Origin of the sequence: Arthrobacter cheniae (assembly GCF_003602275.1) — a bacterium.
GTDB lineage: Bacteria > Actinomycetota > Actinomycetes > Actinomycetales > Micrococcaceae > Arthrobacter_D > Arthrobacter_D cheniae.
Window position 1 is genome coordinate 80,757 of the sequence record NZ_QZVT01000010.1, and the last position, 22,710, is coordinate 103,466.

18 protein-coding genes are annotated in these 22,710 nt (G+C 64.9%); 13 read left to right on the top strand and 5 right to left on the bottom strand.

Annotated elements, in window-relative coordinates:
• Positions 1–353: 353 nt before the first annotated feature.
• The 4 genes from D6T63_RS15950 to D6T63_RS15965 all read right to left on the bottom strand — a co-directional run bounded on the left by D6T63_RS15950 (position 354) and on the right by D6T63_RS15965 (position 2,564).
• The gene (locus D6T63_RS15950) at positions 354–662 is read right to left on the bottom strand and encodes a hypothetical protein (RefSeq protein WP_120150043.1); all 309 of its coding nucleotides are present in this window, start codon (positions 660–662) and stop codon (positions 354–356) included.
• Between the two features lie 2 nt (positions 663–664).
• Positions 665–1,396, bottom strand: a complete 732-nt coding sequence (locus D6T63_RS15955; RefSeq protein WP_120150044.1) for a hypothetical protein — start codon at positions 1,394–1,396, stop codon at positions 665–667.
• Positions 1,396–2,130 carry a hypothetical protein gene (locus tag D6T63_RS15960; protein ID WP_120150045.1) on the bottom strand — a complete coding sequence of 245 codons (735 nt, stop codon included), beginning with the start codon at positions 2,128–2,130 and terminating at the stop codon, positions 1,396–1,398. Before D6T63_RS15960 ends, D6T63_RS15955 begins: the two co-directional genes overlap by 1 nt.
• A 164-nt stretch (positions 2,131–2,294) precedes the next feature.
• Complete coding sequence (locus D6T63_RS15965; RefSeq protein ID WP_120150046.1) at positions 2,295–2,564, bottom strand: helix-turn-helix domain-containing protein; 270 nt, start codon at positions 2,562–2,564, stop codon at positions 2,295–2,297.
• A gap of 601 nt (positions 2,565–3,165) precedes the next feature.
• Here D6T63_RS15965 and D6T63_RS15975 point away from each other — a divergent pair.
• From D6T63_RS15975 to D6T63_RS16040, 12 genes are read left to right on the top strand one after another with little or no spacing between them, the layout of a single operon-like run.
• A complete protein-coding gene (locus D6T63_RS15975; RefSeq protein ID WP_235830799.1) occupies positions 3,166–4,245 on the top strand; it encodes a transglycosylase SLT domain-containing protein in 1,080 nt (359 codons plus the stop codon).
• On the top strand, positions 4,242–4,883 hold the full coding sequence (locus D6T63_RS15980) for a hypothetical protein (protein ID WP_120150049.1): 642 nt from the start codon (positions 4,242–4,244) through the stop codon (positions 4,881–4,883). The genes D6T63_RS15975 and D6T63_RS15980 overlap by 4 nt, the downstream gene beginning before the upstream one ends.
• Positions 4,880–6,553, top strand: coding sequence for a hypothetical protein (locus D6T63_RS15985; RefSeq protein WP_147394408.1), 1,674 nt, complete (start codon positions 4,880–4,882; stop codon positions 6,551–6,553). The genes D6T63_RS15980 and D6T63_RS15985 overlap by 4 nt, the downstream gene beginning before the upstream one ends.
• Positions 6,553–8,031, top strand: coding sequence for a MinD/ParA family ATP-binding protein (locus D6T63_RS15990; RefSeq protein WP_120150051.1), 1,479 nt, complete (start codon positions 6,553–6,555; stop codon positions 8,029–8,031). Before D6T63_RS15985 ends, D6T63_RS15990 begins: the two co-directional genes overlap by 1 nt.
• 2 nt (positions 8,032–8,033) lie before the next feature.
• Positions 8,034–8,636, top strand: coding sequence for a DUF6668 family protein (locus tag D6T63_RS15995; RefSeq protein WP_120150052.1), 603 nt, complete (start codon positions 8,034–8,036; stop codon positions 8,634–8,636).
• A gap of 15 nt (positions 8,637–8,651) precedes the next feature.
• Positions 8,652–8,963 (top strand): hypothetical protein, encoded by a 312-nt coding sequence (locus tag D6T63_RS16000; protein ID WP_120150053.1) that lies wholly within the window; start codon positions 8,652–8,654, stop codon positions 8,961–8,963.
• Positions 8,964–9,006: 43 nt separating this feature from the next.
• Positions 9,007–9,822 carry a hypothetical protein gene (locus tag D6T63_RS16005; protein WP_120150054.1) on the top strand — a complete coding sequence of 272 codons (816 nt, stop codon included), beginning with the start codon at positions 9,007–9,009 and terminating at the stop codon, positions 9,820–9,822.
• On the top strand, positions 9,822–11,582 hold the full coding sequence (locus D6T63_RS19355; protein ID WP_182977055.1) for a hypothetical protein: 1,761 nt from the start codon (positions 9,822–9,824) through the stop codon (positions 11,580–11,582). Before D6T63_RS16005 ends, D6T63_RS19355 begins: the two co-directional genes overlap by 1 nt.
• Positions 11,579–13,111 (top strand): SCO6880 family protein, encoded by a 1,533-nt coding sequence (locus D6T63_RS16025; RefSeq protein WP_120150058.1) that lies wholly within the window; start codon positions 11,579–11,581, stop codon positions 13,109–13,111. Before D6T63_RS19355 ends, D6T63_RS16025 begins: the two co-directional genes overlap by 4 nt.
• Positions 13,112–14,653 carry an ATP/GTP-binding protein gene (locus D6T63_RS16030; RefSeq protein WP_120150059.1) on the top strand — a complete coding sequence of 514 codons (1,542 nt, stop codon included), beginning with the start codon at positions 13,112–13,114 and terminating at the stop codon, positions 14,651–14,653. It begins immediately after the preceding gene.
• Positions 14,650–16,329, top strand: a complete 1,680-nt coding sequence (locus D6T63_RS16035; RefSeq protein WP_182977056.1) for a type IV secretory system conjugative DNA transfer family protein — start codon at positions 14,650–14,652, stop codon at positions 16,327–16,329. The genes D6T63_RS16030 and D6T63_RS16035 overlap by 4 nt, the downstream gene beginning before the upstream one ends.
• The gene (locus D6T63_RS16040; RefSeq protein WP_120150061.1) at positions 16,326–16,703 is read left to right on the top strand and encodes a DUF4913 domain-containing protein; all 378 of its coding nucleotides are present in this window, start codon (positions 16,326–16,328) and stop codon (positions 16,701–16,703) included. The genes D6T63_RS16035 and D6T63_RS16040 overlap by 4 nt, the downstream gene beginning before the upstream one ends.
• A gap of 25 nt (positions 16,704–16,728) precedes the next feature.
• Here the strand turns inward: D6T63_RS16040 and mobF are convergent, their stop codons facing one another.
• Complete coding sequence (gene mobF, locus D6T63_RS16045; protein ID WP_120150062.1) at positions 16,729–21,567, bottom strand: MobF family relaxase; 4,839 nt, start codon at positions 21,565–21,567, stop codon at positions 16,729–16,731.
• 556 nt (positions 21,568–22,123) lie between these two features.
• Between mobF and D6T63_RS16050 the strand changes: the two genes are divergently transcribed.
• Positions 22,124–22,561: an SPFH domain-containing protein gene (locus D6T63_RS16050; RefSeq protein ID WP_120150063.1), complete on the top strand. Its 438-nt coding sequence runs from the start codon at positions 22,124–22,126 to the stop codon at positions 22,559–22,561.
• Positions 22,562–22,710 lie beyond the last annotated feature (149 nt).

The following is a 22,710-nucleotide window of genomic DNA, read 5'->3' on the forward strand; positions in this document are numbered from 1 at the left end:
GCTGCCTGTGATGCGTAGTGGTGTGCGTGAGGGCTGGTACCGGAAGGACCCCTGGATCCAACGTCCGAGCCGGTAAACCGGCTGCCCGGCGATCAGAGGAGCGAGAGCCCACGCAGCGTGTGCGGGGTATGAGGAATCGTTACGGCGCGGCGCGCCCGAAACGACTGGAGGAGCTTCCAGCACGTGTTGTAGAATCCTCTCGTGTATTAGAAACGTCGCGAGACGTGTTGTAGGCACGGCAGGCACAGCGAAAGCGGTACCTGTGGGAGCTCCTCACCGAAGATCTTGGCGGTGACACGGTGAAGAGCTCGATCAACTTGGACGAAGGCCCGCGTTATGCGGGCCTTCGTCGTTTAACTGGCCCGTGCCATCGGCAGGACCTCCTGGATGTTGTCGTGGTCAGCCCAGACGGGTAGACCACGCTCGTCTAGTTCGAGATTGAGAAGAATTTTTTCCAAGCCTGCGCCAGCGCTCACGCCGAGTTTGTCGGAGAGCTCAACAAGGACTCGCTTGGCTTCGGGGGCGATGTAGTACGCCACCTGCACAGTTTCAGCACGGGTACCGCGTGGGCGGCGAGGAGGCTTTTCCATGCTCATCAACATACGTCTAGCGCTAGTTGGCTGCGGGTAACTGGTCGGCGTGTCGCGCTTCAAACTCTGCATGCCTAGTCCTCGTCTCGTAGCGCTGATTGTCGAACAAGCGGTTCCCCATGAACTCGGAGCGTGCGCCAGGCGACAGCAAGGCCGCCGATGACGCAGAGTGTGGAAAGCAGGCTGATGCCCTGTGCGAAGTCGTAGATGCCGGGGTAAGGGATACCAACGAAGACGAGGATCGCCCGAACGATGACGAGTGCGAACCCGACGATGAGCAGACCGGCCGCTGCGCGGCTGAGCTTGCTCTGGCTGTCTCGGAACTGTGCCGTGAGGGGCGGGATCAGGCAGCTGCAGACGTAGGCGATGTAACCGACGGCGACGCCGGTATAGGCGATTACGACCGGTTCCGTCTGGTAGAGCTCGAGCCCCGGGGACGGTTCCGGGGTGGTGGTGAAGGCGAAAAGCACCATTTCGAGGACGAAGGCAAAGATGAAGACCAGTCGTCCTTGGAACCCTCCGATGCGAGAGAAGGCTTGGTCGTCGCGCAGGCCGCGGGCTAGCTGGTTGCCGAGAATGTTGACGGCGAAGAACAGGGCGAGTTTCGCGAACAGGTCAGTGAAGTTCGTGCGCTCGAACGTGTCCTCGAAGAAGTTGTAGACGGGGGAGACCATCAGTGCGAGAGCGAAAGACAGGGCAGCCCCGCAGGTGGCGATCGCTTGATTCCGCTTCTTGGCTATGCCCGGGAGTCGTGTGGCCGCGAAGCCAAGGGACACGACGAGGATGCAGGTGAAGAGTAGGTCCATTAGCCGAGTGTCTCCCAGAGTGCTTGTGCGGTGTCTTGCGAGTCGATCTTCTTCTTGAGCCGTCGTCGGAGGCTCTTGAGCCGCTGGTCCACGAGGTCTAGCAGCGCGAGGTCCTCGAGGTCCCGTAGCGCGTTCTCCCGGCCCTGAGCTGGCCAGCCGGCTTCCTCAGGATCTAAAAGACCGCTGACGACGAGGCCGCCGAGTGGTGAAACGTCGGCGATGGACGCGGCGAGGATCGCCAGGTCGGGGGCCAGCTTGTTCTCCGACATGAGAGTCGAAAGGTTCGTCGTAGCGATGCCGCTGCGAGCGGACATCTCGGATCGGATGTTGCCTGGGTCGATGGCGTCGATCCACTTCCTGACGCCGTCCGGGTGGGGGATGGGGCTGATGAGGTAGTTGGCTCCCAAGAGCCGGGCGAGGTCGGCCTTGTTCCTGCTGAGGAGTTCCACCAGCAGGTCGTTGTGCGTGAGTTGACTGATCAGCTCGGCCGTTGATGGCGGCCGCCGGTCGACGTCGAGCCCCTGGTAAGGCTCGAAGTACGCAAGGGCGGTGAGTGGGTCGAGGTTGAATGACCGGCTGAGTTTCACGACGACGTCTTCGGTGATCCGGCTACGGAATCGCTGCGTCGTGATCGTCGAGAGCCGTCGGCCGGTATGTCGGGCGATGTCGGCAGAGCCGGCAGGTAAGCCCGCCTCATTAAGCCAGGCGTCGAACTCGCGTGCCGAGAGGCTCACTGTTCCCCTTCTCGGAACGTCGGTGACGGATGGTGTATCCCCTGAGAGTATGTTTACATAAATAGCGAAGTAAATATAATTTTGAGATTTGAGAGGCTGGGGGGCGGTCTCGATCAAGGAAGAAACGATGAGACAAGAGCGCCATCAGTTCCACCCGACGACTCTCAAGCACCATCCAGATACTTCGCATAGTCAGCCAGGGCCTTGTCTCGGGCTTCGACATCCAGTCGATACATCACCCGCTGGCCGTGGCGAACCGTGTCGGCATCCGCAACGACAATCTGCTGGTGCTCCAGGTCCTGGAGATGCCGGAACACTGTCATCGGAGTTGCGCCGAGGTCTCGAGCAATCTGCCCCGATGTCGCACCTAAAGGATGTTGCGACAGATAGCGCATCACTTCGGTCCTGATCTTGCTCATGCCGAACGTGTTCATTGCGCGCTCCGCCCAAGAGGGCGCGGCGGTAGTGGTATCGGCATCACGGGGCACCTAATCATTTTGCCGTAGATGGTCACGGTCGGATAATACATTAACATTAAGTGTTAGACTTGGGTGGTAGTTCAGCTTGCAGTCACACCAAGGAACATATGGACGTCGGGGCTCCGTGCTAATTGTGAATCGTGCCTGTTGGGGGCATCTGGCCCGCAAGGGTCCAAGGAAGGCAGTGATGTGGATGGTCTCGCACGTCGCCACGAATGACCGGCATATTCACGCGGTCGAGGGTACGGACACGTCCGTAACCAAGCGGTCCTCGCTGCGCTCGGGTTGTAAGGGCACTGTTTCGGTCTGCTGTCCTTCGGATCATGACGGACCGCGAGGTGTCGTCAACCGGGCGCTGCGCGCCGGCGCGTTCCGGAAAAACTTTGACCGGCCCGCTGCGCAGGAACCCCCCGCTCAAACTTGTTTCCTCCTCGCCCCGGTGAACCCGGTGGACGAAACCTCTCAATCGGTCCGTCAGAGCACTGCGTGCCAGCAGGCCAAAACAACGATGAGGGGAGCGTAGGTGGCGGACGAAGAGACCAAAGGATCTGGGGCGATGGTGGCCGTCGTTGCTGTTGTGGGGCTGCTGCTCGCCGGCCTTCCGGTCGCTGGGGTTGGTGCGGTGGCCGTGTTGACGCAGACCGAGGAACGTACTGGTACATGTTCGATCACGGACACCGGAACGCTGGCGTCGACCTCGACGATCCCGAATGGTTGGGGCGACCTGGTCGATGCTGCGGCGACGACCGCGGGCCTGCCGGTGAGCGTGGTGGCCGCGCAGTTGAAGCAGGAATCAGGCTGGAACGAGGCCGCTCGGAGCCCTGTGGGTGCTCAGGGAGTGGCCCAGTTCATGCCTGGTACGTGGGCGATGTACGGGGAGGTCGGGGACCCGTACTCGGCTGAGGACGCGATTCCCGCCTACGGCCGTTACATGGCGGCTCTCAAGGACCAGGTGCAGCCGTTGGCCGGTGACGACGCGGATCTTCTGGTGAAGCTCACCCTCGCCGCCTACAACGCGGGCCCCGGTGCGGTGCAGAACGCGAAGGGCGTCCCGCCGTTCACGGAGACCCAGCAGTACATCGAGAAGATCCTGAACACCGGGCAGAACGAGTTCACCGCCGACTGTGCGGCCCCGGCCGGGGGAGTGGCGTGGGACGGGGACCTCGGCGACGGCGAGTGGACGACACCCTTGCCGGGCGGCGTGTTCACCTCCGGCTACGGGCACCGAGAAATTCAGGGCGTCCCCGCGTGGGCGCAGGAACACGTCGGCGTCGACATCTCGACCCCGGGCGCCGGCTACAACGATGGCGGCCAGGTCATCGCCCCGACCAAGATTCAGGTCACCAGCTTCCTCCCTGTTGACGGTTGCGTCATTGCCAAGGTCATCGAGGAGGGAGAACCGGCGTTCAAGTTCAGCTTCTGCCACCTGAACAGCTACGACGTGCAAATGGGCGATGTCCTGGAACGCGGTGACATCGTCGGCATCGAGGGCAACAAAGCCGAACTCGGACGCGTGGCCACGCACCTGCACTTCGAGATTTACAGTCCTGAATCCCCGGACGCGGCCTACCCCTACAACAACTTCAACCTCGACCCCGAGCCGATCCTGAAAGAGAAAGGAGCGTGGGTGCAATGACCTATCGCTCACGCGCACACCTGTACCGGACAGCAGCTCTCGTGGTCTCGATGGTCGCCCTGACCAGCTGCGGCGTTGATGCTCCGGCAGCTGAGGACGACGTCGCGCCTATCTCCGCGCCGACGACGATCTCCGAAGGCTCCTCCACCTCCGCTGCGGCCGAGGAGGTCCTGGGTGGCGACACCTTCGCGTCCCCTGAGGACGCTGACCGTTCCGATGTCGAGTCGACGGCCCGAGTTGCTGCCCTGATGCTGCACTCCTGGGACACGACGGTGGATCGCACGGAGACAGCGGCCACGGTCCGCGCGAAGCCGCTGATGAGTGAGGAGTGGGCGGCGAACCAGATCGAACCGGAACGGAACGCGAGCAACGGTGATTGGCTGGAACCAGCCGAGCACCGCGCCTACAGCGTTCCGCGAGCTGTTCCCGCGATCGGTGACGCCGCTCAGGACGTCTCCCCGGACAAGGCGATCCGGGTCCTCGACGTTACCTGGCGGTGGGTTGCACGGGATGAGACACCGCTCGAGGGCAGCGGCCAGCGGCAGGTGACTCTCTACCTCGAGAAGGTGGACGGCCGGTGGGACGTCGTCGGGCACCAGACCCGGGACCTGACCGCAGCGGTTGGGGGTCAACGATGAGTCACGCCGTGCACCCGTGGCCGGTGATCGTCCTGACCATCGGTGAGGGCGAAATCGTCGCCGACGCCAACGGGGACGTCCTGACCTACCCGGTGCTCGAGGATGCGTCCCCGGCCGACGTCGCGGCCGACGCCGCGTCGGAAGCCTGCCGTCGGCTGGGCTTGAAAGCCTGCCGGGTGCAGGGCCACACCGAGGACGGCGAGGTGTACGAGATGATCGTCGACACCGAGTTCGGCACCCTCGAGGAGCGTTCCACCGACCCCGCAACGACTCTTACCAGCGGCCAAGGGACAGTTCACGGACAGACCAGTGCGCGTACGGGTGGACGTCTTGGCCGTCGCCGTACCTCGAGCGGAGCGACCGCCGCCCGGGGTGGCGTGCGGCGTCCGCAGGCACGCCGCCGGAAGCTGATGATGTGGGGCAGTGCCGGGGTCTTCGTCGTGACCGTCGGGGTGTGCGGGGTTTACGTTCTGCAGGATCCCGAAGTGACACCTGCCGCCACCGTCTACACGCCGCCCCCGGCGCAGCTCCCGGTTCCTGCTCCTGCCGGGTGGGACACCTACGCGACGTGGACTGCGCCAATGCAGTCCTCCACGGTCCGGGCGATCCTGGATTCCTCTGGTCACCCGGTGAGTGTGGACGGTTCGACCCTGACCGCTCATGATCCGAAGACGGGGGTGGAGCGGTGGACGCGTACCGCCCCGTTCACCATCAGCCAGGTGGCCTTGTTCACTCTCGACGGACAGTCCCGGGTCGCGGCGTCGACCGCGCGTGAGCTGGTCATGTTCGGGGACGGGCCTGATCCGATCCGCGTGGACGTTCCGCAGAACGGGACGATCGTTCTCGACGGGGGCACTGCGCCCCGGGTGGACCTTCCGACCAAGCAGACTCTGATCGTCGCAGCTGACGGCAGCACCGTGTCTCGGGTGGTCCCCGCGGCCGCCGAACCGATCGAAGCCCTCGGCGCGGACCTGGTGACCGCGGACCTGCAAGCCGGCCGAATCTGGCGGGTCACCACGGACTCTGCCGCCCTGCCGTCCCCGGCGACACTGCCAGCCCCGGCAGAGGGTGCGGAACTGATCAGCGTCCTCGGATCCATCGACGGTCGCGTGGTGGCCGCATGGAAGAACGGTGACGGGCCAAGCGGCGGGGCAAGCGACGGAGTGAGCATCGGTTTTTACGACCTCGGGACAGCCCCGGATGCCACGGAGGTGACGCAGGCCGGACTCGTGACTCTTGAGGGCGGGGACGTCTCAGCCTCCGGGCTCCAGCTGGACCGTGAGAACACTCTCATGCTGGCCGGGTCCGTCCTCATCGACGTCTCCACCATGAAAGCTCACCGGTTACCCGGCGCGGGCAAGCTCTCGGCCGGGTACGCCTGGGTCAACACCGACGGCGAACAGTCGCGCATCAATCCCCAGGGCGAAATCGAGGACACCACCGACTCCACGCAGGCGTCCGTCCCGGACCTCATCACGGCGGACGGAAAGGCCATCACCCGTGCCACTGGATCACCCACCGGAGACTCACCGAACTCCCTGTACGCGCTGGCGGACACCGGCCCCCGCCCGGCAGCCTCACCGACCTCAACCATCGCGCCGACTCCTGCAACGACAAATACCCCTGATCCTGCCTCCACTTCCGCCGTTTCCCCGAAGGAGAACCCCTGATGAAAATGACCGCTGTGATCGACCAGACCGGAGCCCTCGACCTGGACGTGGAAGGACACAAGACCCACGCGGATTACTCCACGGTGATGGAAGCGCGGCGCTCAGTGATGACGACCGCGACCGGCCTTGCCGCAGACGCGACTACCAGCGTTGAACTCCACATCGAAGACCCGGCCGGGGCTCGGACAGTCCTCGTGCAGGCCGATGGAGCCGTCATCGAGCAGGCCCCCACCACAACCCCGGAAGAGCAGCAAACCCTTACGACCGAGGCAGCACCGGCTATGTCGCTGGCTCCGACTGAGCCAACACCAGCGCCTGCTCCTGCTCCTGCGGCACCTCTTCCGGCATCCCGGCGAGTTTCCACAGCAATCCCGGCACCCACCAAGCCGGTGACAGAATCACCTGCACCGAAGACAGCGGTGGCGGTCCTTGAACCGGACACGGACACTGAGACGGACACGGCGCAGGCTCCTGCGGACGTCGTCAAGCAGGCACCAGTGGCAGCACCGGCCGAGCAGGAAGAGGTCACGACTGCAGAAGTCCTGCCGACGCGCCGGTCCTCGATGCCGTCGTTCGTGGACCGACCCGATACGGCGTCTCCGGCGCAGCTCGGGATGCGTGGATTGCTGAACCACTTCGGGATGAAACTCGCTCCGTCCGCCGATGAGCTGGCGCAGCGGGAAGACGAGAAAGCCGTCTCTCAACACTGGGAGGGGCCCCGGACGATCACGATCCTCAACCCCAAGGGCGGCGCAGGCAAGACCCCGACGGTCATCTGCCTGTCGGCGGTGTTCGCCCGTATGGGTGGGTCCGGTGTCCTGGCATGGGACAACAACAACTCGCTGGGCTCGTTGGGGTGGCGGACCTGCGATGCCGGCCACGAAGCAACGGTGGTCGACCTCCTCGGGCAGACGGACTACTTCATGACCGCCGGTGCCCGGGCGGGAGACCTTGCGTCCTACGTTCACCACCAGCCCTCCGACCAGTACGACGTGCTCCGCTCCGATGACCGTTCCGGTGCCAAGGCCCGTCATGAGGTCACCGGCGCCGAGGTTCACCGCCTGTACGCCGTTGCCGCAAAGTATTACCGGCTGATCGTCAAGGACTCCGGGAACACCGAGCGCGGCGACAACTGGGAAGCGATGATCAGCCACACCGATCAGGTCGTGATCCCCGTGAAGTCCGTCGATGACGCAGCCGAGGGTGCGTCGAGGATTCTCAGCGCACTACGGGCCGGGGACGAGCACGCGCAGTCCCTCGCGGACCGCGCCGTTGTGATCGTCCTGGGCTGCACTCCGGCGCATGGCAAGGCAAAACTGGACGCGCTGGCTGATTCCTTCCGGCCGTTCGTGAAAGCTGTCGCCACGGTGCCCTATGACCCGTCCCTGGTCGAGGGCCGTATCCGGTTCTCTGCGATGCTCCCGCGGACCCGACGTGCCTGGCTCCGTGCTGCCGCTCTGATCGCGGAGGAGCTGTGAGCGTGACGACCAAAGGGAACCCGTTCATCACTGAACCGGAAGTAGCACCGGCAGAGGACCCGATCGACGATGACCCGATCCTGGGGCACCGTGAGTCGCTGCGCGGTCCGCAGAACATTCAGCAGACCCTGGCCGAGGAGCCGGTCAAGGAAACCGAACCTGCGGCGTCAGTCACGGTGACTACGGCGACGCTGTGGCTGGTTGGTGCCTCCGGTGGAGTCGGGACCACCACCCTTGCGGGCATGTGCTCGGACGACGTCGTGGACGAGTCCGACCAGCGCCCGACGTGGGCGGGGCGGGCCTTGCTGGTGTGTTCGACCAGCGGGTCCTCCCTCGAGGCGGCGCAGCAGCTGGCCCGTAAATCGGCTTCCGGGCAGCTCGCTTACGAGCTGGTCGGCCTGGTTATCGTCCACGACCGGCCAAAAAACCGGCTGACGAAGCCGACCCTGGACTTCGCGCGCGGTGTCGCCCGCATGTTCCCGGTCGCCATGACCATCCCTTATGAGGCGTCCTGGCGTGAAGTCGGCGCAACCCCACAATCTTCCGGCACGCGACTCAAAAGCGTGCTCCGGAAAATCGAAAAGATCGCCCACACCGGGCACTGAGAGAAGGAAACCATCATGTTCGGAAGCGCACTGGCAGCACACACCATCACCACCATCAACGCATTCACTCCCTCCACGGAGGGCACGATCACGGCGCAGCAGTACACCCCGACGCAGCCTCCCGGCACCGAAGGTCTCACCACGGTCATGGGATGGATCCTCTGGGGCGCCACCGCGTTGCTGTTCGTCTACTTCATCTTCGGGCTGGTACAGGCTGGTAAAGCACGCCGCAACGGGGAGTCAGTCGAGGCACCGCTCTGGCCGATGATCGGAGCACTCCTGATCGGCTCGTCCGGGGCGATCTGGACCGCTGTCACCGCCGCCTGATTGACCCCTGATTACTTCACTTCCCTCAAGACAAGGACAGACGATGAGCACACAGGACACTACCGACCGACCCACCGGCCGACCCGCATGGTTCGGTGCTGCTGTCATGCTTCTGATCCTCGTAGTGGTGGGCCTCGCGGCCTGGGGCATACGGACCTTCTTCTTCGATAACAACGCTGATGACTCTGCCGCACCGACGAGCCCGACCAGTCAGGCTCCCGGTGCGGCGGAGCCCACATCTTCCACCACAACAGAACCCGCCGTGGTGGAGGCTGATACCGCGTGGGACTGCCAGGCGGACCTCAGCGATGACGACACCTCCGTCGCGGATTCCGCTCCTGTAGTTGAGGAGTGGGTAGCCGCCGGCTACAACGTCGTTCCGTTCTCGGAGTTCGGAGGCTGCCAGAAACAGCCTTCAACCCTCCGGGTCGGATACTCACACACCGAAGCCGGCGCACTGATGGCAGCGGCCACCTATGCCGTCGCACTCGACCCCTCGGTCAGCGAAGAGGCAGCACCCGACCTCGAGGCGGCGGTGGCGGAAGGACCGAACCGAGTCCTGCTGGGGGAGAGGGCGCAGCGCATTCGGGACGGAATCGAGCAAAGCGAAGACTCTACAGCCATTACCCGGCTGAATTTGATCGGCTACATCCAGAACAGCTACGACGCCGATGCAGCTTCCTACCTTCTCGTATACACGGCAGTGGATGACAGCGGGCTAGACCAGACGGTAATGGCTCAAGTTGACCTGGTCTGGGAAGACGGTGACTGGAAGCTCGACCCGGCCTCGGGCAATGACTTCATCACAGGTGCTCGATACCAGGGGCAGCCGTACGTCGAGTGGGGACCGAAAAGCTGATGGGGAACTGGGTTGGAGATCTCTTTGAAGGAGTTGCTGGGGACGCGATTGAGAAGCTCATTACTTTTCTCGCAGGGTGGGTCATCCAGATTCTGACGGAGATTCTGAACTTCGTCGGAACGTGGTGGTTGAAGATCGGGGCGCCCTCGATGGGGGAGGGCTCCGCGACTGAGCGGATTCAGACGTCGACGGTGCTTTTCGTCGGTGTCGCTGGTGTCCTCGGTACTGCGTTCGCGCTGATCAAGATTGCCCGTGATCAGGACCGCAACTCGGCCGAGAACCTGGTGATGGGAATGGTCCGCACCATTCTGACGACGGCGATCGCGGTCCCCATGGTGGCGCTGCTGTTCGCTGCGACTGATGAGCTCGCACCGTGGTTGGTCACAACCATCTCCGGGTCCGCGCAGGAAGACGGACTCGGGCAAGCCATGGGGCTGGACGCTATCGCGAGCGGGACGATGACGATGCAACTCGCCGGCATCATCTTGTTCATCGTTCCTTTGGCCCTGTTGGGGGCAATCCTGAACGCGCTGATCGTCATTTTCTCCTACGGCATGGCGATCGCCCTGTGCGGTGTCCTACCGATCTTCGCCGCTGCCTCGCAAACCGAGCGCGGCCGGAAGTCCTTCGACAAGGCCGTGGCATGGCTCGCTGCCGTGGTGCTGTTCAAGCCTGCTGCGGCGATCCTCTACGGGGCGGGACTCGCATTGCTCAAAGGTATCGAAGGCACGGCCGACAACGAGCTGGGGAACACGATGATCAGCCTGATCACTGGCCTCGTCGTAATCCTCAGCGCCTCCGTTGCGATGCCTGCCCTGGCGAAAGTCCTCGTTCCGGCGATCAGCGCCGGACCGCAGGGTATGGGCGCGTCAGGGCTCGCGATGCTCGGTGGAGCACTGGCACTCGGTGCGGTCACTGCTGGCGTCGGGGCGGCGGGCATGGCCGCGGCCGGGACCGCAGGAGGAGCTGGGACCGCAGGCACCGCAGCGGCAACCGAGGCGGCTGGGACCGCAGGCACTGCCGGAACGGCGGGAGCCGCTAGTGCTGACGGGATGAGCGGCACACCTGCCCTGACCGGAGGTACTGGTTCTGGTGGTGGACCTGGTGGTGCTGTTCCCGGTGGTGGCGACGGAGTCAGCGGCGGTGCTGCCTCGAGCGGTGCTGCCTCGAGCGGTGCTGCCTCGAGCGGTGCTGCCGGAGCTGATGGTGGTGCTGGTTCTGGTGGCGGCACCGGTGGATCCGGAAGTGCTGGTGGTTCTGCTGGTGGACCGACGGGTGCGGAGCAGCAAGCTCAGCGATCCGGCGCACCGGGGGCCACGGAGACCGGAGCGGACAGCAACAACAGTGGAGGAGCTGGTGGAGGTGCTGGTGCCGAGTCTGGCGGTGGCGCAGGCGGACCGACAGGTGCGGAGCGGCAGACAGCTAGCTCAGGCGCACCTGCTCAGACGGAGGGCGGCCCGGGGTCCGGCTCAGGTGATGGAGGGCCCAACGGGTCAGGGGGAGGTCCAGCGGGTGCTGAACCGTCAGCTGGGTCAAATAGTCCTTCGACGGGGTCTGCCGTGCCGGATGGTGACGCCGGTGGCGGACCACAGGGTGCGGGCAGTGAATCCCCGGCGGCGCAGGGGTACCGGGATGGAGCCCCTGGTGGGGCGGAGAAGACGGCGGATAGGTCGGGGTTTGCCCGGCAGCGCGTCGAGTTCGCGTTGCGGGACGCAGCGCGAGAAGCCGAACACGGAGTGGAAAGCGGGAATGACGTATGAGCACTGATCAGCAGGTTGTCCGGCAGTACGGCAACATCGCCGAGGACAAGACGGCGGGCTTGATGGGGTTCACCATGGCCTCGACCGCTGTCCTGGGTATCGGGGCGGTGGGAGTGTTCGTCGCGATCATGATGTCGCAGATTTGGGTGGCGATCGGGCTCGCCGTTTTCGCGTTGGCCGTGGCCGCAGTACTCGGATCCAAAGATCGGTACGGCCGTTCCAAGCCGGAGCGGTGGATTGCCCGCAGCTTGCACACCAAGGGCAAGAAAGCAGGAGCCACCACCTACAAGGCCGGGCCGGTGTCGCAGATCCCGGACGGTTCATTCCGTGCACCGGGCCTGCTTGCCGCGACGGAGTTGATCAACTTCCAGGACCTCTTCGGTCACGAGGGCGTGATGCTGTGGCACCCACGGCTGAAAACCGGGACCGTGTTTCTCTCCACCAACTCCTCCGGTCTCGGGTTGCTCGATCAGGACCGGGTGAACCGCCTGGTCGGGTCATGGGCGGCCTTCCAGCGTGACGCCGGATCGAACGCCCGGGTCGAACAGATCGCGGTGACCACCCAGTCGACCACCGACCCCGGCGAACGTCTCCCGGACGCGGTGGCCGTGGCCCGCCAGCAGGCGGGGAACCACGAGGTTCCATCCTTCGCCCGGCAGGTCATGGACGACGTCGTGCACAACCTCAACCACAATGTCCCCAAGCTCGAGCAGTGGGTGTCGCTGACGTTCAGCGGCAAGGCCAGTGACCAGGGCCGGGCGCCGGAGCGCACCGTCGACGAGCTGGTGTCCGACGTGAAGTCCCTACTCCAGGGGTTCATCGAGGAACTGGAGTCCGCCGGTGCGGGCAGTGTGGCGCTGATGAAGGCCACGGACCTGACGGATCAGACTTATGTGGCGTACAACCCACTGGGCGCGGCAGCGGTGGAACGGGCCCGTCTGACCGGCACCGGCACAGGATTGACGTGGCATGAGGTCGGTCCGGCCTCAGCACGGACGGTCGGGTTCCCGGGCCGGTACGAGCACGCCGGCCTCGTGTCGAAGTCGTGGCAGATGTTCCGCCCGCCGGCCGGAACGTTCCGGGAAAACGCGCTGGTGGCGCTGTTGAGCCCGGATTCGAGCATGGTGCAGAAGCGGGTCACCGTGTTCTACCGGCCGCAGCCGCCGGAGAAGTCAGCGGTGCAGGTCCAGGAAGCGTTGACCAACGCGCAGTTCGCCACGAACCAGAAGGGCCGACGCCCGACCAGCTCGCAGATCATCGCGCTCGAGAAGGCGCGCAAAGCTGAGCGGGAGCAGGCCGAAGGTGCAGCCCTGGTGCGGTTCGCGATCGGGATTACCGCGACCGTCCACACCCCGGAGCAGCTGCCTCAGGTGGAGGCGTCCATCATGCGCAACGCCTCGAGCGGGATCCAGATGAGGGTGCGTGGGTGTGACTACAACGACGATGCGGCGTTCGCGTTCAACCTCGGCCTGGGGCTTATCCCAGAAAACGTCGCCACCATTTCCGCCAGCGTGAGAAAGGCCCTCTAGATGTCTGTCTTCGATGAGCTGGTCGACAAGGTCAGCGACAGGTTCTTCGGCAAATCGGTGGCGGCGACGACGGCGGCCGCCGCGTCCTTCCCGCAGCTCACCGACAAGGGCATCAAGGTGTCCGACGGCGGGATGGTGACGTGGGTGGAACCGCCCCCGGAATTCACGGCCACCTCGAACCAGACCGCAGGTCTGTGGCCGTTCTGCGTCGGCACGTCCTCGCCTCTGGTGGGGGCGATCCTCGGCCGGAACCTCCTGAACGGGTCCGTGGTGTGCGGGGATCCGATCAGTCTGTTCCTGCGCGGGATCATCTCCTCCCCGTCCGGGTTCATCCTCGGCCTGAACGGTCGGGGAAAGTCCTCAGTGGCTGTCCGCATGGCGTTGGCCCTGATTGATCAGGGGTTCCTGATCCTGGTGGCCGGGGACCTCAAACCCGACTTCGCCGGCGTCGTGAAGGAAACCAACGGCCAGATCATCCGTGTGGCCCCCGGTGTCGGGGCGATCAACCCGTTGGACGCCGGGCCGCTCTGGAACAGGCTCGGAGGTCTGGAAGCTCCCGTGCAGCGGCAGATGCGCGCCGAGATTCACAGCCGCCGGCTGATGACGCTCACCGGGCTCATCGAACTCGTGTTCAAGGAGCCCCTGGATGCGAAGAAGCAGGAGCAAACCGTCCTGTCCATGGCGATCGCTATGGCAGCAGAAAAGGCCGAAGCCGAGGGACGGCAGCCGCTGGTCGGCGACGTCGTCGGCGTCATCAAAGCAGGCCCACCGCAGATCAAGGCGGCGCTGCTCATCGAGGACTCCACGGAGTATATGCCTCAGGTGAAGAACCTCCTCGCGGGCCTGAACGCGCTCGGGGAGCACGGCCCGTTCGGAGATGTGTTCTGCCAGCCGACGACCGAAGAAATGCTCATGGACAAGTCGGTGGACTTCGACATCTCGATGATCGACGAGTCCCAGCTGATGCTCCGCGCCGCAGTGCAGACCGTGTGCTGGTCCTACGGGCAGGCCGGTGTCTCGGCTGCGAAGACCATGGCCGACGCCGGGCTGATGGAGGAACGCCATCACCTGATGATCATGGACGAGTTGTGGCAGTCGCTGCGAGCCAGCGAGCTGCTGGTCCACCAGATCGACGCCCTGACCCGCCTGAACAGGACCAAGGGACTGGGACAGCTGATGATCACGCACTCCATGAAGGACCTGCTGCTCTCCACGGACGAGCTGACGAAGATCGCCACCGGCTTCGTGGAACGCTCCTCCGTGAAGATCCTCGGCGGGCTCGCTCAGAACGAGATGAGCCTTATCGAGACGGTATTCCCGGTCTCCGAGCGGGAGAAAGCCCTGCTGGTCGGCTGGTCAGCAGAAGGGTCGATGAACCCGAATACCGGTCAGGTCTCGCCTCCGCCCGGGCGGGGCCGGTTCATGCTGAAAACCGGAGACGAGCCCGGTGTGCCGTTCCGGGTGAACCTCACTGCCGGGGAGCGCCGCGCCCACGACACGAACAAGGCATGGGCTGCTGCGCAGGAGAAGGTGAACCGTTGAACGATCAGGAGAACGGTTCGGCTGTCACAGTCCTTGGGGTCATGGGCGCGATCGCTCTCGCGGTTGGCCTGATCCACCTCGGGGCGGTTCTGACCCCTGTGCCGGTATCCCTGCCGTGGAATCCGATCGCCCTGGGCATTGGCCTGATGAGGGGCACACCGTGGCCGCCGGCGGCCTCGTGGTTGCTCGGCGTCGAAGCACTGTTGGTCATCGTGGCGCTGGGTTGGTGGGGGACTCGCACTCCCTCGAGGACCAGTAGCGCCGCGCGTCGGATGAGTCCTGGCGGGAAGATGCGTCCGGCCATGGAGGAAGACCGGTTGACCGAGGCTGCACGCCTGCACCCTGACGCTGAGGGGATCGGTCCGGGTCTGACCATCGGGTACACCGGGGACACTGGCACGAAGGCAGTCATCCAAGGGTGGCGTGAGTGCTCCGCGCACGTCTGGGGGACGGGTAGAGGTAAGACGACGACGCAGGTTGTCCGTCATGCCACCGAAGCGCCCGGCCCGTATCTGATGACCAGCAACAAGGTTGACGGCGTCGCCGAAGTGATCGCCGCCCGGTCCGAGACCGGGACGGTGTGGTTGTTCGACCCGCAGCGGATCTGGCGGGACAGCCACCGGCCCGCGATGATCTTCAACCCACTCTCGGTCGTCACCGACACGATCAGCGCCGGCGAAGTCGCCTCGATCTTCGAGACCTCGTCCGCTCCCGGTGCTGGGTCGGGCCGGGGGGATGCACAGTTCGATTCGCAGGGCCGCGACTTCCTGTCCTGGTGCCTGCTCGCGGCCGCGAAAAGTGACGGGACGATGAGGGACGTCCTGCATTGGGTGTCCGGTGCTGACTTCCTGGAACCGGCGGGTCTGCTCGAGCGCGCCGGTCATCCGGGCCCGGCGGCCGCGTTGAAGGGCATGGGTGACCAGCCGGAGGACACTCGCGGATCCGTGGCGGCCAGTGCGCAGCGCATGGCCTCGGCCCTCGTCCACGACGAGCTCGTGGCATGGTCGACGCCGACGCCGGGGGTTCCGATGTTCGACCCGGCCCGGTTCGTCACCGGTAAGGACACGTTGATCCTGCTCTCACAGGACGCCGCCGGTTCCGGGGCTGCGTTCGTGTCCACCCTCGTGTACGCGGTGTTCACCGCCGCGCAGCAGGCCGCCCGCCGCGCCGGTGGGCGCCTGACTGTGCCGTTGGTTGCTGACCTGGATGAGGTCGGGAACGTGGTCAAGCTCAAGCAGCTGCCGGAGTGGTATTCGTTCTTCGGGTCCATGGGCATCGTCGTCAGTGCGTACTTCCAGACGAAAGGCCAGGGCGTGGCCATGCTCGAGCGCACCGGCTGGGACACCCTCTGGTCCGCGGCCGCGGTCAAGGTCTACGGCGGCGGGTCCGACGACGACGCGTTCCTCGGCTCGCTGTCCAAGGTCATCGGTCAGTACGACGCGAAGGTCCGCAGCTCCTCGACGTCGAAGAACGGGTCCTCCCGGTCAGTGCAGACCCAGCGGCGGGACATTATGTCCGTCTCCCAGCTCTCCGAGCTACCCGTGAACCGAGCGTGGGTGAAGACCTCCAACGGAGGCGGCACCATTGTCCGCACCGTCCCCTGGTTCCGCGACAAGACCCTCAATACCCGCATTGGCCCTACGGTCGAGCGCATCAAGACAGGAAAAACCTCATGAGCGATGATCTGGCGTCGGACGAAAGCACCGAACAGGATCCGGAGGTCATCACCCCGGCCGACCTGGTCGCATGGGTCGAGGAGTTCATCTCAGAAGTGGAGTCCGTGGACCGCTCCAGCGGCCAGCACTGGTGTTCCCAGTGGTGGAATCACCCCGAGGCAGTCAGCCGGTTTCGTGCGCTGCACGAAAAGTGGTTGGAAGCTCAGGCCGGGGGCGGGATGTCAGGCTGGTGGGTCGATCATTTCGACAGTCACGCAGCGGTACTTTTCGCCAAGCGTGGTCCCTTCGGAGAGTGCGGCACCACGCACCAGCCGAAGACCAGCCGGAGGGTGCTCGCGTGTGAAGCGCCTCCTACCGACTGGTCCTGGGACTAACTAGGTTGCCCTGAACAGCGGCTAGTCACAGTGACCGGCCGCTGTTTTTTGCCTGCTCAGCTCGACGCTTCGCGGCAGCTGAATCGTTCTTGCCTGATGCCGTCTCCCGGGCCTGACGCTCGGCGGCAGTAGCCTTTCTGCTCTGAATCAGCTCGGCTTGCCGCTGACTCCTTTCTTTCTTCCGCGCTGCATCCTGTGCGGTGCCACCCTTTTCCTGACTCACGGTGCTCTCCTTCTTCTGGGAACTCGTTGACTGCCCGATTGCTTCACTGTCGGACCCGGACGTGTCGGAGGACGACGTCCCTGCGGACTTCTCCGCAACTGCCCGATGCCGTGCGATCGCACGTTCGATCGCGGCCTCTTCCGTCGCGGAGCGTTGCGGCTGCACCTCAGGCGTCCCCGCGGGCTGCACAGCGGCCGGCACAGAGTCAGTGGACTGTATGGCGTCGACGATGCGCGCTTCGCGCTGCTGCGGTGCCGGCAGCGGGTCGCTGGCAGCGGCACGTTCGGCCTGGAGGCGTTCGATAGCCCTGCGCGCTGCGGCCTGATTCGCGGTCATGCGGTCGGTGATCGCTGCTTCGTCGGCTGTCTGCTGCACCTGGGCGGCGCTGCGCGGCGGGACGTGTGTGAGGGCACTGTGCTTGTGCAGGGCCGTGGCACGCTCGACCAACCGCTGCGCGACAGGGTCGTCCTGGTACTGCTTCGGGATCATCGCCGTCTCATGAGTGCCGATGTTGTACCGGTTCCGATACGCCTCGGTCTCGGCCGCAATGCTGTGCCATTCGGCGGCCTTGGACTCCTTCGCCGGCACCGGCCCGAGCGCGGCCGCCCAGGCCGGTTGTTCTTCCGCAAGCTGCGCCCCACGGACCATGACCCGCTGGCCCAAATGGGCCCGGAGCCGGTCAAGTTCATCCCGGTACTCGACCGGTACCCGGGCGTCCTGCAGAAGCACGGACGGTGCGAGGTCCTCGCTGATGGTGGTCCGCCCGAACCCTGCACCGCCGGCACTGGTGACTGTCCGACTGCTGGTGCTGACGAGTTCGGTGGACGCCGGCGTGCTGGTGCTGGGGATACCGGCCTCGCGTAGCTGGCGTTCCTGGCGGATTGCCTCGGCGATCGTGACCTGGTGGGCGCTGCGGGGATCCTCACCACGGGCGGCGCGTTCGATCGCGGTCTGCGTCGGAGAGAGATCCTGCCTGCGCTCGAGCTCAAGGGTCATGGTCTTCACCATCCACTGCTCTTTCCTCGTCGCGGCACTGATTGAGGCGGTCGGGTCAACGGACTGCAACCGTTCCACAACGTTGTCGCGTGTCTCGGTGAGTCTGCTGGTGTGCAGGAGCGCGAACGGCCGGGCAGCCCATTCGGTGTCCATGGGAGCCTCACCGGGCGTCCGGCGGAGCTGACCGGTGTCAGCGCCCTCGGCGTGCTTCTCGGCCTGCTGCGCGAGGCGGTCGAGATGATCGTCGGTGAGGGCACCGAGCGGCCGCTGTCCGGTGTTCGCCCGGATCTGCTGCGCGGTCTCGATCCGATTCTCCACCCGGAAGGCGAGGACGGCGGACGCGTCGTCGGCGCCTGCGAACCCGCGTTCCCGGTACGCCTGAGCGAGGACCGTGGACGCATCCAAGCCCTCGTTCTCAGCCCGCCGCAGATGCGTGGCCACTGCGCCCCATGACTCGTGCGAGGTGAACGCAGCGGCGGCTTCCTGCCCCATGACGTCCTGCGCGATGCCCCGGGTTTTCGCGGTCCATGCTGCTGCTTCGACGTCGTTGTAGACGCCGGCGAAGGTGGCAACGTCACCGGTGCGGACGGCTTCGGCGCGGACTGTTTCGTGGGCGGACAGGGTCCGGTCGTGGTTCGCGGTGATCGACGCGAGGACACTGTCACGGGTGACGGTCTGGTCCCTGACATCACGGTCGTCGCCAAGAGCGACGTAGAGCTTGTTCGTCTCGCGTCCGCGGGTGGCGGCAACGTAGGCGCCGGCCCGGTCGGTCCGCTCGTCGAGGATCGCGTGTGCGGTGTCCACGGTGGCGCCCTGGGCGCGGTGCACGGTCGCGGCGTAGCCGAGCTGTCCGTGCTCGCTCAGGTAATCGGCGTTCACGGTGATACGTCCCCGGTGGCCGGAGTGCCGGAGGGTTATACGCTGCCGGTCCTGAGTCTCCGTCTGTGCTGCTGCGTGGTCGGTGGTGGGGTTGGCGGTGACCTGTTCCACGGTCCAGACATCGTTGTTCTTGACGAAGTCCTTGCCCTGGTTGAGCTGCAACGTTCGGTCGTTCCTGCGGGTGACGACGGTGTCGCCGGGGTAGGCGCGGAGCCCGTCCCGGAGGACCACGGACGGCGTCGACTCCGTGATCGGGCCTACCCCGTCGGTGAGGTCACCGGTGGCGATGCGGGCGGCCTGGGCGCGGGCGTTCAGGTCCGTGACGGTGGCGTTGTCGGTGGCGATCATCAGCGACGTCTTACCTGCTGCGGTGTCGGTCATCCACGCGGTGAAAGCATTCTGGGTCATGGCCTCAAGGGTGCCGGCGGTGACACGCTGGTTGTCCACGTACCACTGGAAGGGGGTGTCAGCTCCGACGGTTGCCGGTTCACGGAGGGCCAGGGAAGCGTCTGCTTCGCCTTCGGTGTGGAAGCGGTGGACCTCCTCGAGGCGGACTGCTCCGACCTCGTTGTTGAGCAGGCGCAGCGCGCCGCCGGAGCCGATGGCTCCGAGCTGCCGGTCATCTCCGATCGCACGCACCACGGCACCGTTGCGCCTGGCGACCGCGACGACCTCGGCAAGTTTCGGGGTGGTGACCATCCCTGCCTCATCGACGATGATCACGTCCCCGGCACCGAGAGCGAACGCAGACCCGCCGTTGTCGTGGCCATCCTTGGCTGTGGTGCTCTGCTGGCCCTGCTGGTTCCGGTGTGAAATGAGGAACGCGTCGATCGTCGTCGCGTCCGCCCCGATGTCCTTGGACATCACCGCTGCGGCCGCTGCGGTCGGTGCCAGTCCGATGACCTTCCCGCCGCTGTCACGGACCGCGTCAGCGGCCAAGGACAGGCTCTTGGTCTTACCCGCGCCGGCGGGTCCGATGCCGAGGGTCAGCAGCTTCTCGTCGGTCGCAAAGGCGCGTGCGAGGTCGATCTGACCCTGCGACAACACCGGCCCCCCACTGGCAGCGGCGGCCTCGACGTGCTGTGACAACAGAGTGTCGAAGCGCTCAGCGGACACGGCCGGAATGACGATCTTCTGTCCCGCGGCCAGGACCCGGTGCTCGGCGTTCAACACCTCCTGCGAGGTGAACAGCGCGACGTCGGCCTGCTGGAACTGACTCGTGCCGTCGGCACGCAGGAACTCGGCCAGCTTCGGCGTGATCGTGTCCGGGGTGACCTGGAGGCTGTGCGTCCCGGTGGCTTCCCGGGTGACGTTCTCCACGGTCTCGTCGGTGATGGTCTGTCCCGGGAACGCTTCTTTGAGGTGCCTGCGAGTCTGCGCGATGACGTGGTTCCGTCCCCACACGGCACGCTTCGCAGCCAGCTCGTGGACGACCAGGCGTGCGTGTTCGTGGGCGTCGAGGTCGTTGACCAGTGCACCCACCGGCGTTCCTGTGCTCGCGTTGCGGACGTGCTCGAGCAGGTCAGGTCCAACCGGCATGTTCGTGCTCGAACTGTAATCCTGCTGCCATTCCTCGACCAGCTCCGACAGCCGACGGGCACTCTTCTTCTCCGGCCGTGTCTCCAGGGTGGCCTGCTGCGCGAGGGCAATCTTCTGCTTCTCGTTCGGCGCGTACCCGTGCTTGTCAGCGAACTCAGCTTCGAGTCTGCCGATGGTTCCGGCGATGTCTGACCGTCGTGAGGATGCCCGGTGGATGGTGTCGAGGTCGATACCGGCAACCTCGTAGATGGGCTCTCCACCACCGGCTGCGCGGGCCACTGTGCTGACGCCGAGGGACGCACAGACCTTCTCGATGACCTTCGCGTTGTAGGTTTCTGACGCGGCGACGTTCATCTTGTAGAGGGTGCGTCCGTCGAGGGAGGACCACTTCCCGTCGGTGCCCATGACCTTGTTCGCGATAACAACGTGGTCGTGCAGCTGGGGGTCTCCGGCGCGGGAGTCGTAGTGCCGGAACTGGGTTGCGACCAGCCCGCCGTCGACGTCGATCTGCCGGACACCTTGTGCTCCCCGCCGGGTGTAGGTGGCGTTCTTCTCAAGGAAGGTGATCGTCTCGGCAATCGCTTCGTTGTGTGCGGTCTCGATGACTCTTCGGGCCTCGTCGCCGCCCAACGCCCACAATACCGACACTGATTTCGCGGGCGAAAACACCAGGTCATAGCCCGCAACGGTCTGCTGCTTTGGTGTCGTCTGCGCGGTCACGTACTGGGCAAGTTCCTCATCACTGCGGGCGTTTCTCCCGTGGGACTCACGGAACAGCTCGCCACCAACCCGGGAGCGAATCTCGTGCAGAACATCCTTCGGCAGCGCCTTATCTGCGTTCTCCGGTCCACTCCACGCGGGGCCACCGAGCCTACGAAATCTTGCTGACTCTTCCTCGATGCGGCGGGTCATCTCAGTGTCGGCGGCGCCGAACTGGAGGTACGGCTTCCCCAAGGCCACGTCCTTCTTGGTTCCCCCGTTTGCAAGGATCTGCGCTGCGTTGGGCTTGATTCCCTCACCAAAGAGAGCTTTCATCTGCGCCTCGGTTACCTCACCGGAGACTCCCAGCAACTGTTCGGAGTGTCCGACCCACTGGCCCGGGGGCATGCCTTCGACGGTGTAGTAGTCCCCCAGCTCACGGTCGCCCGCGCGGAGCTCGTCAGCGCTGGCGACCTCGGAAGTGTAGTAGGCGTAGCCGTCCCCAGCACTGAGCTTATGGACGGTCATCACAGGCCCATTGTCGCGCAAAATGGGCGCGCGGTCGACCTCACTTACATGAGTGCATGAGGTGTGACAGATTGTGGTGGTTGGAACGGGGTGGAATTGTGAGGTGACGACGGAGGAGGAAACGCGATGGAACCGCGTGGAAGCCACTACAATTGGTCCATCACGAACGTGATGCGGTTGTGCACATGAGAATGGGCTGTGGGTAACACGATTCACCGTTATCCACAGTTCGTTCGGTTGTGTGGAACCGCAAACGGACGTTATCCACCAGGTGGGAAGCGGAGAGACGCAAGGGTTATCTCGGAGCTGTCCACGTGTGGTCAACGTCCGTTAGATCCAGTCCGAGCGTCAGCGAGGTCCGCATGAGTAGTTGTGGGTGCCGGCCTCGAGGTCGAACGGTGTCCGTGATTGGCTGGTTCTCGGTTGGGGTCGGTCCGTGGTGGTCGGGCGCTAACCGTTAGGTTTGGGATGGAATACGCGCCGGATTGCAAGTCGCGGCCGGGGCAGGATCAGGCACAGGTTTTGAACGCAGGATGAGTGAAGGGGACGAGTCATCATGGCAGCACCGAGGAAGTCAGCGCAGCAGGTAGCGGCACGGGAAAAGGCGAGGGCGAAGGCTCAGGAGCTGACCGAGCGGCATGAGCGGTTGATTGACCTGGCGGCGGAGTTCTTCGAGCAGGAGCAGCAGGCCGAGCAGATCCGCGCCGAGGCGCAGGAGCGGGCGGACGCGATCCTGGCGAAAGCCGAGCAGGACGCGGAAGCGGCCGCGAAGGAAGCCGGGGTGAAGGTGCAGCAGATGCTCGACACCGGTGAGAGCCGCGCGGCGGTCGCGGCCCGTCTTGGGCTCAGCGCCGCCGAGATGAAGCGGGCTCTTGACGGTGCAGTCGTCGACCCCTCATCCACGGACTCCGGGGATCCGAAGACAGCTTCACCGCTGGCGGGGACAGCGGACGAAATCGCAGAACAAGTTACCGCCGAGACGAAGGCTGCTTGACGGCGAAAGCTCCAGCGGGCAGTACGAAGTGAGGGGACCGACTGTGTGAACTGCTCCCCGAAAGTTGGACTAGAAATCTAACTTCCGAGGAGCAGTTCATGTATGCGAGTAGCTCGTTGTCTGAGGCTCAGCGCGAGGCCGCTGTAGCG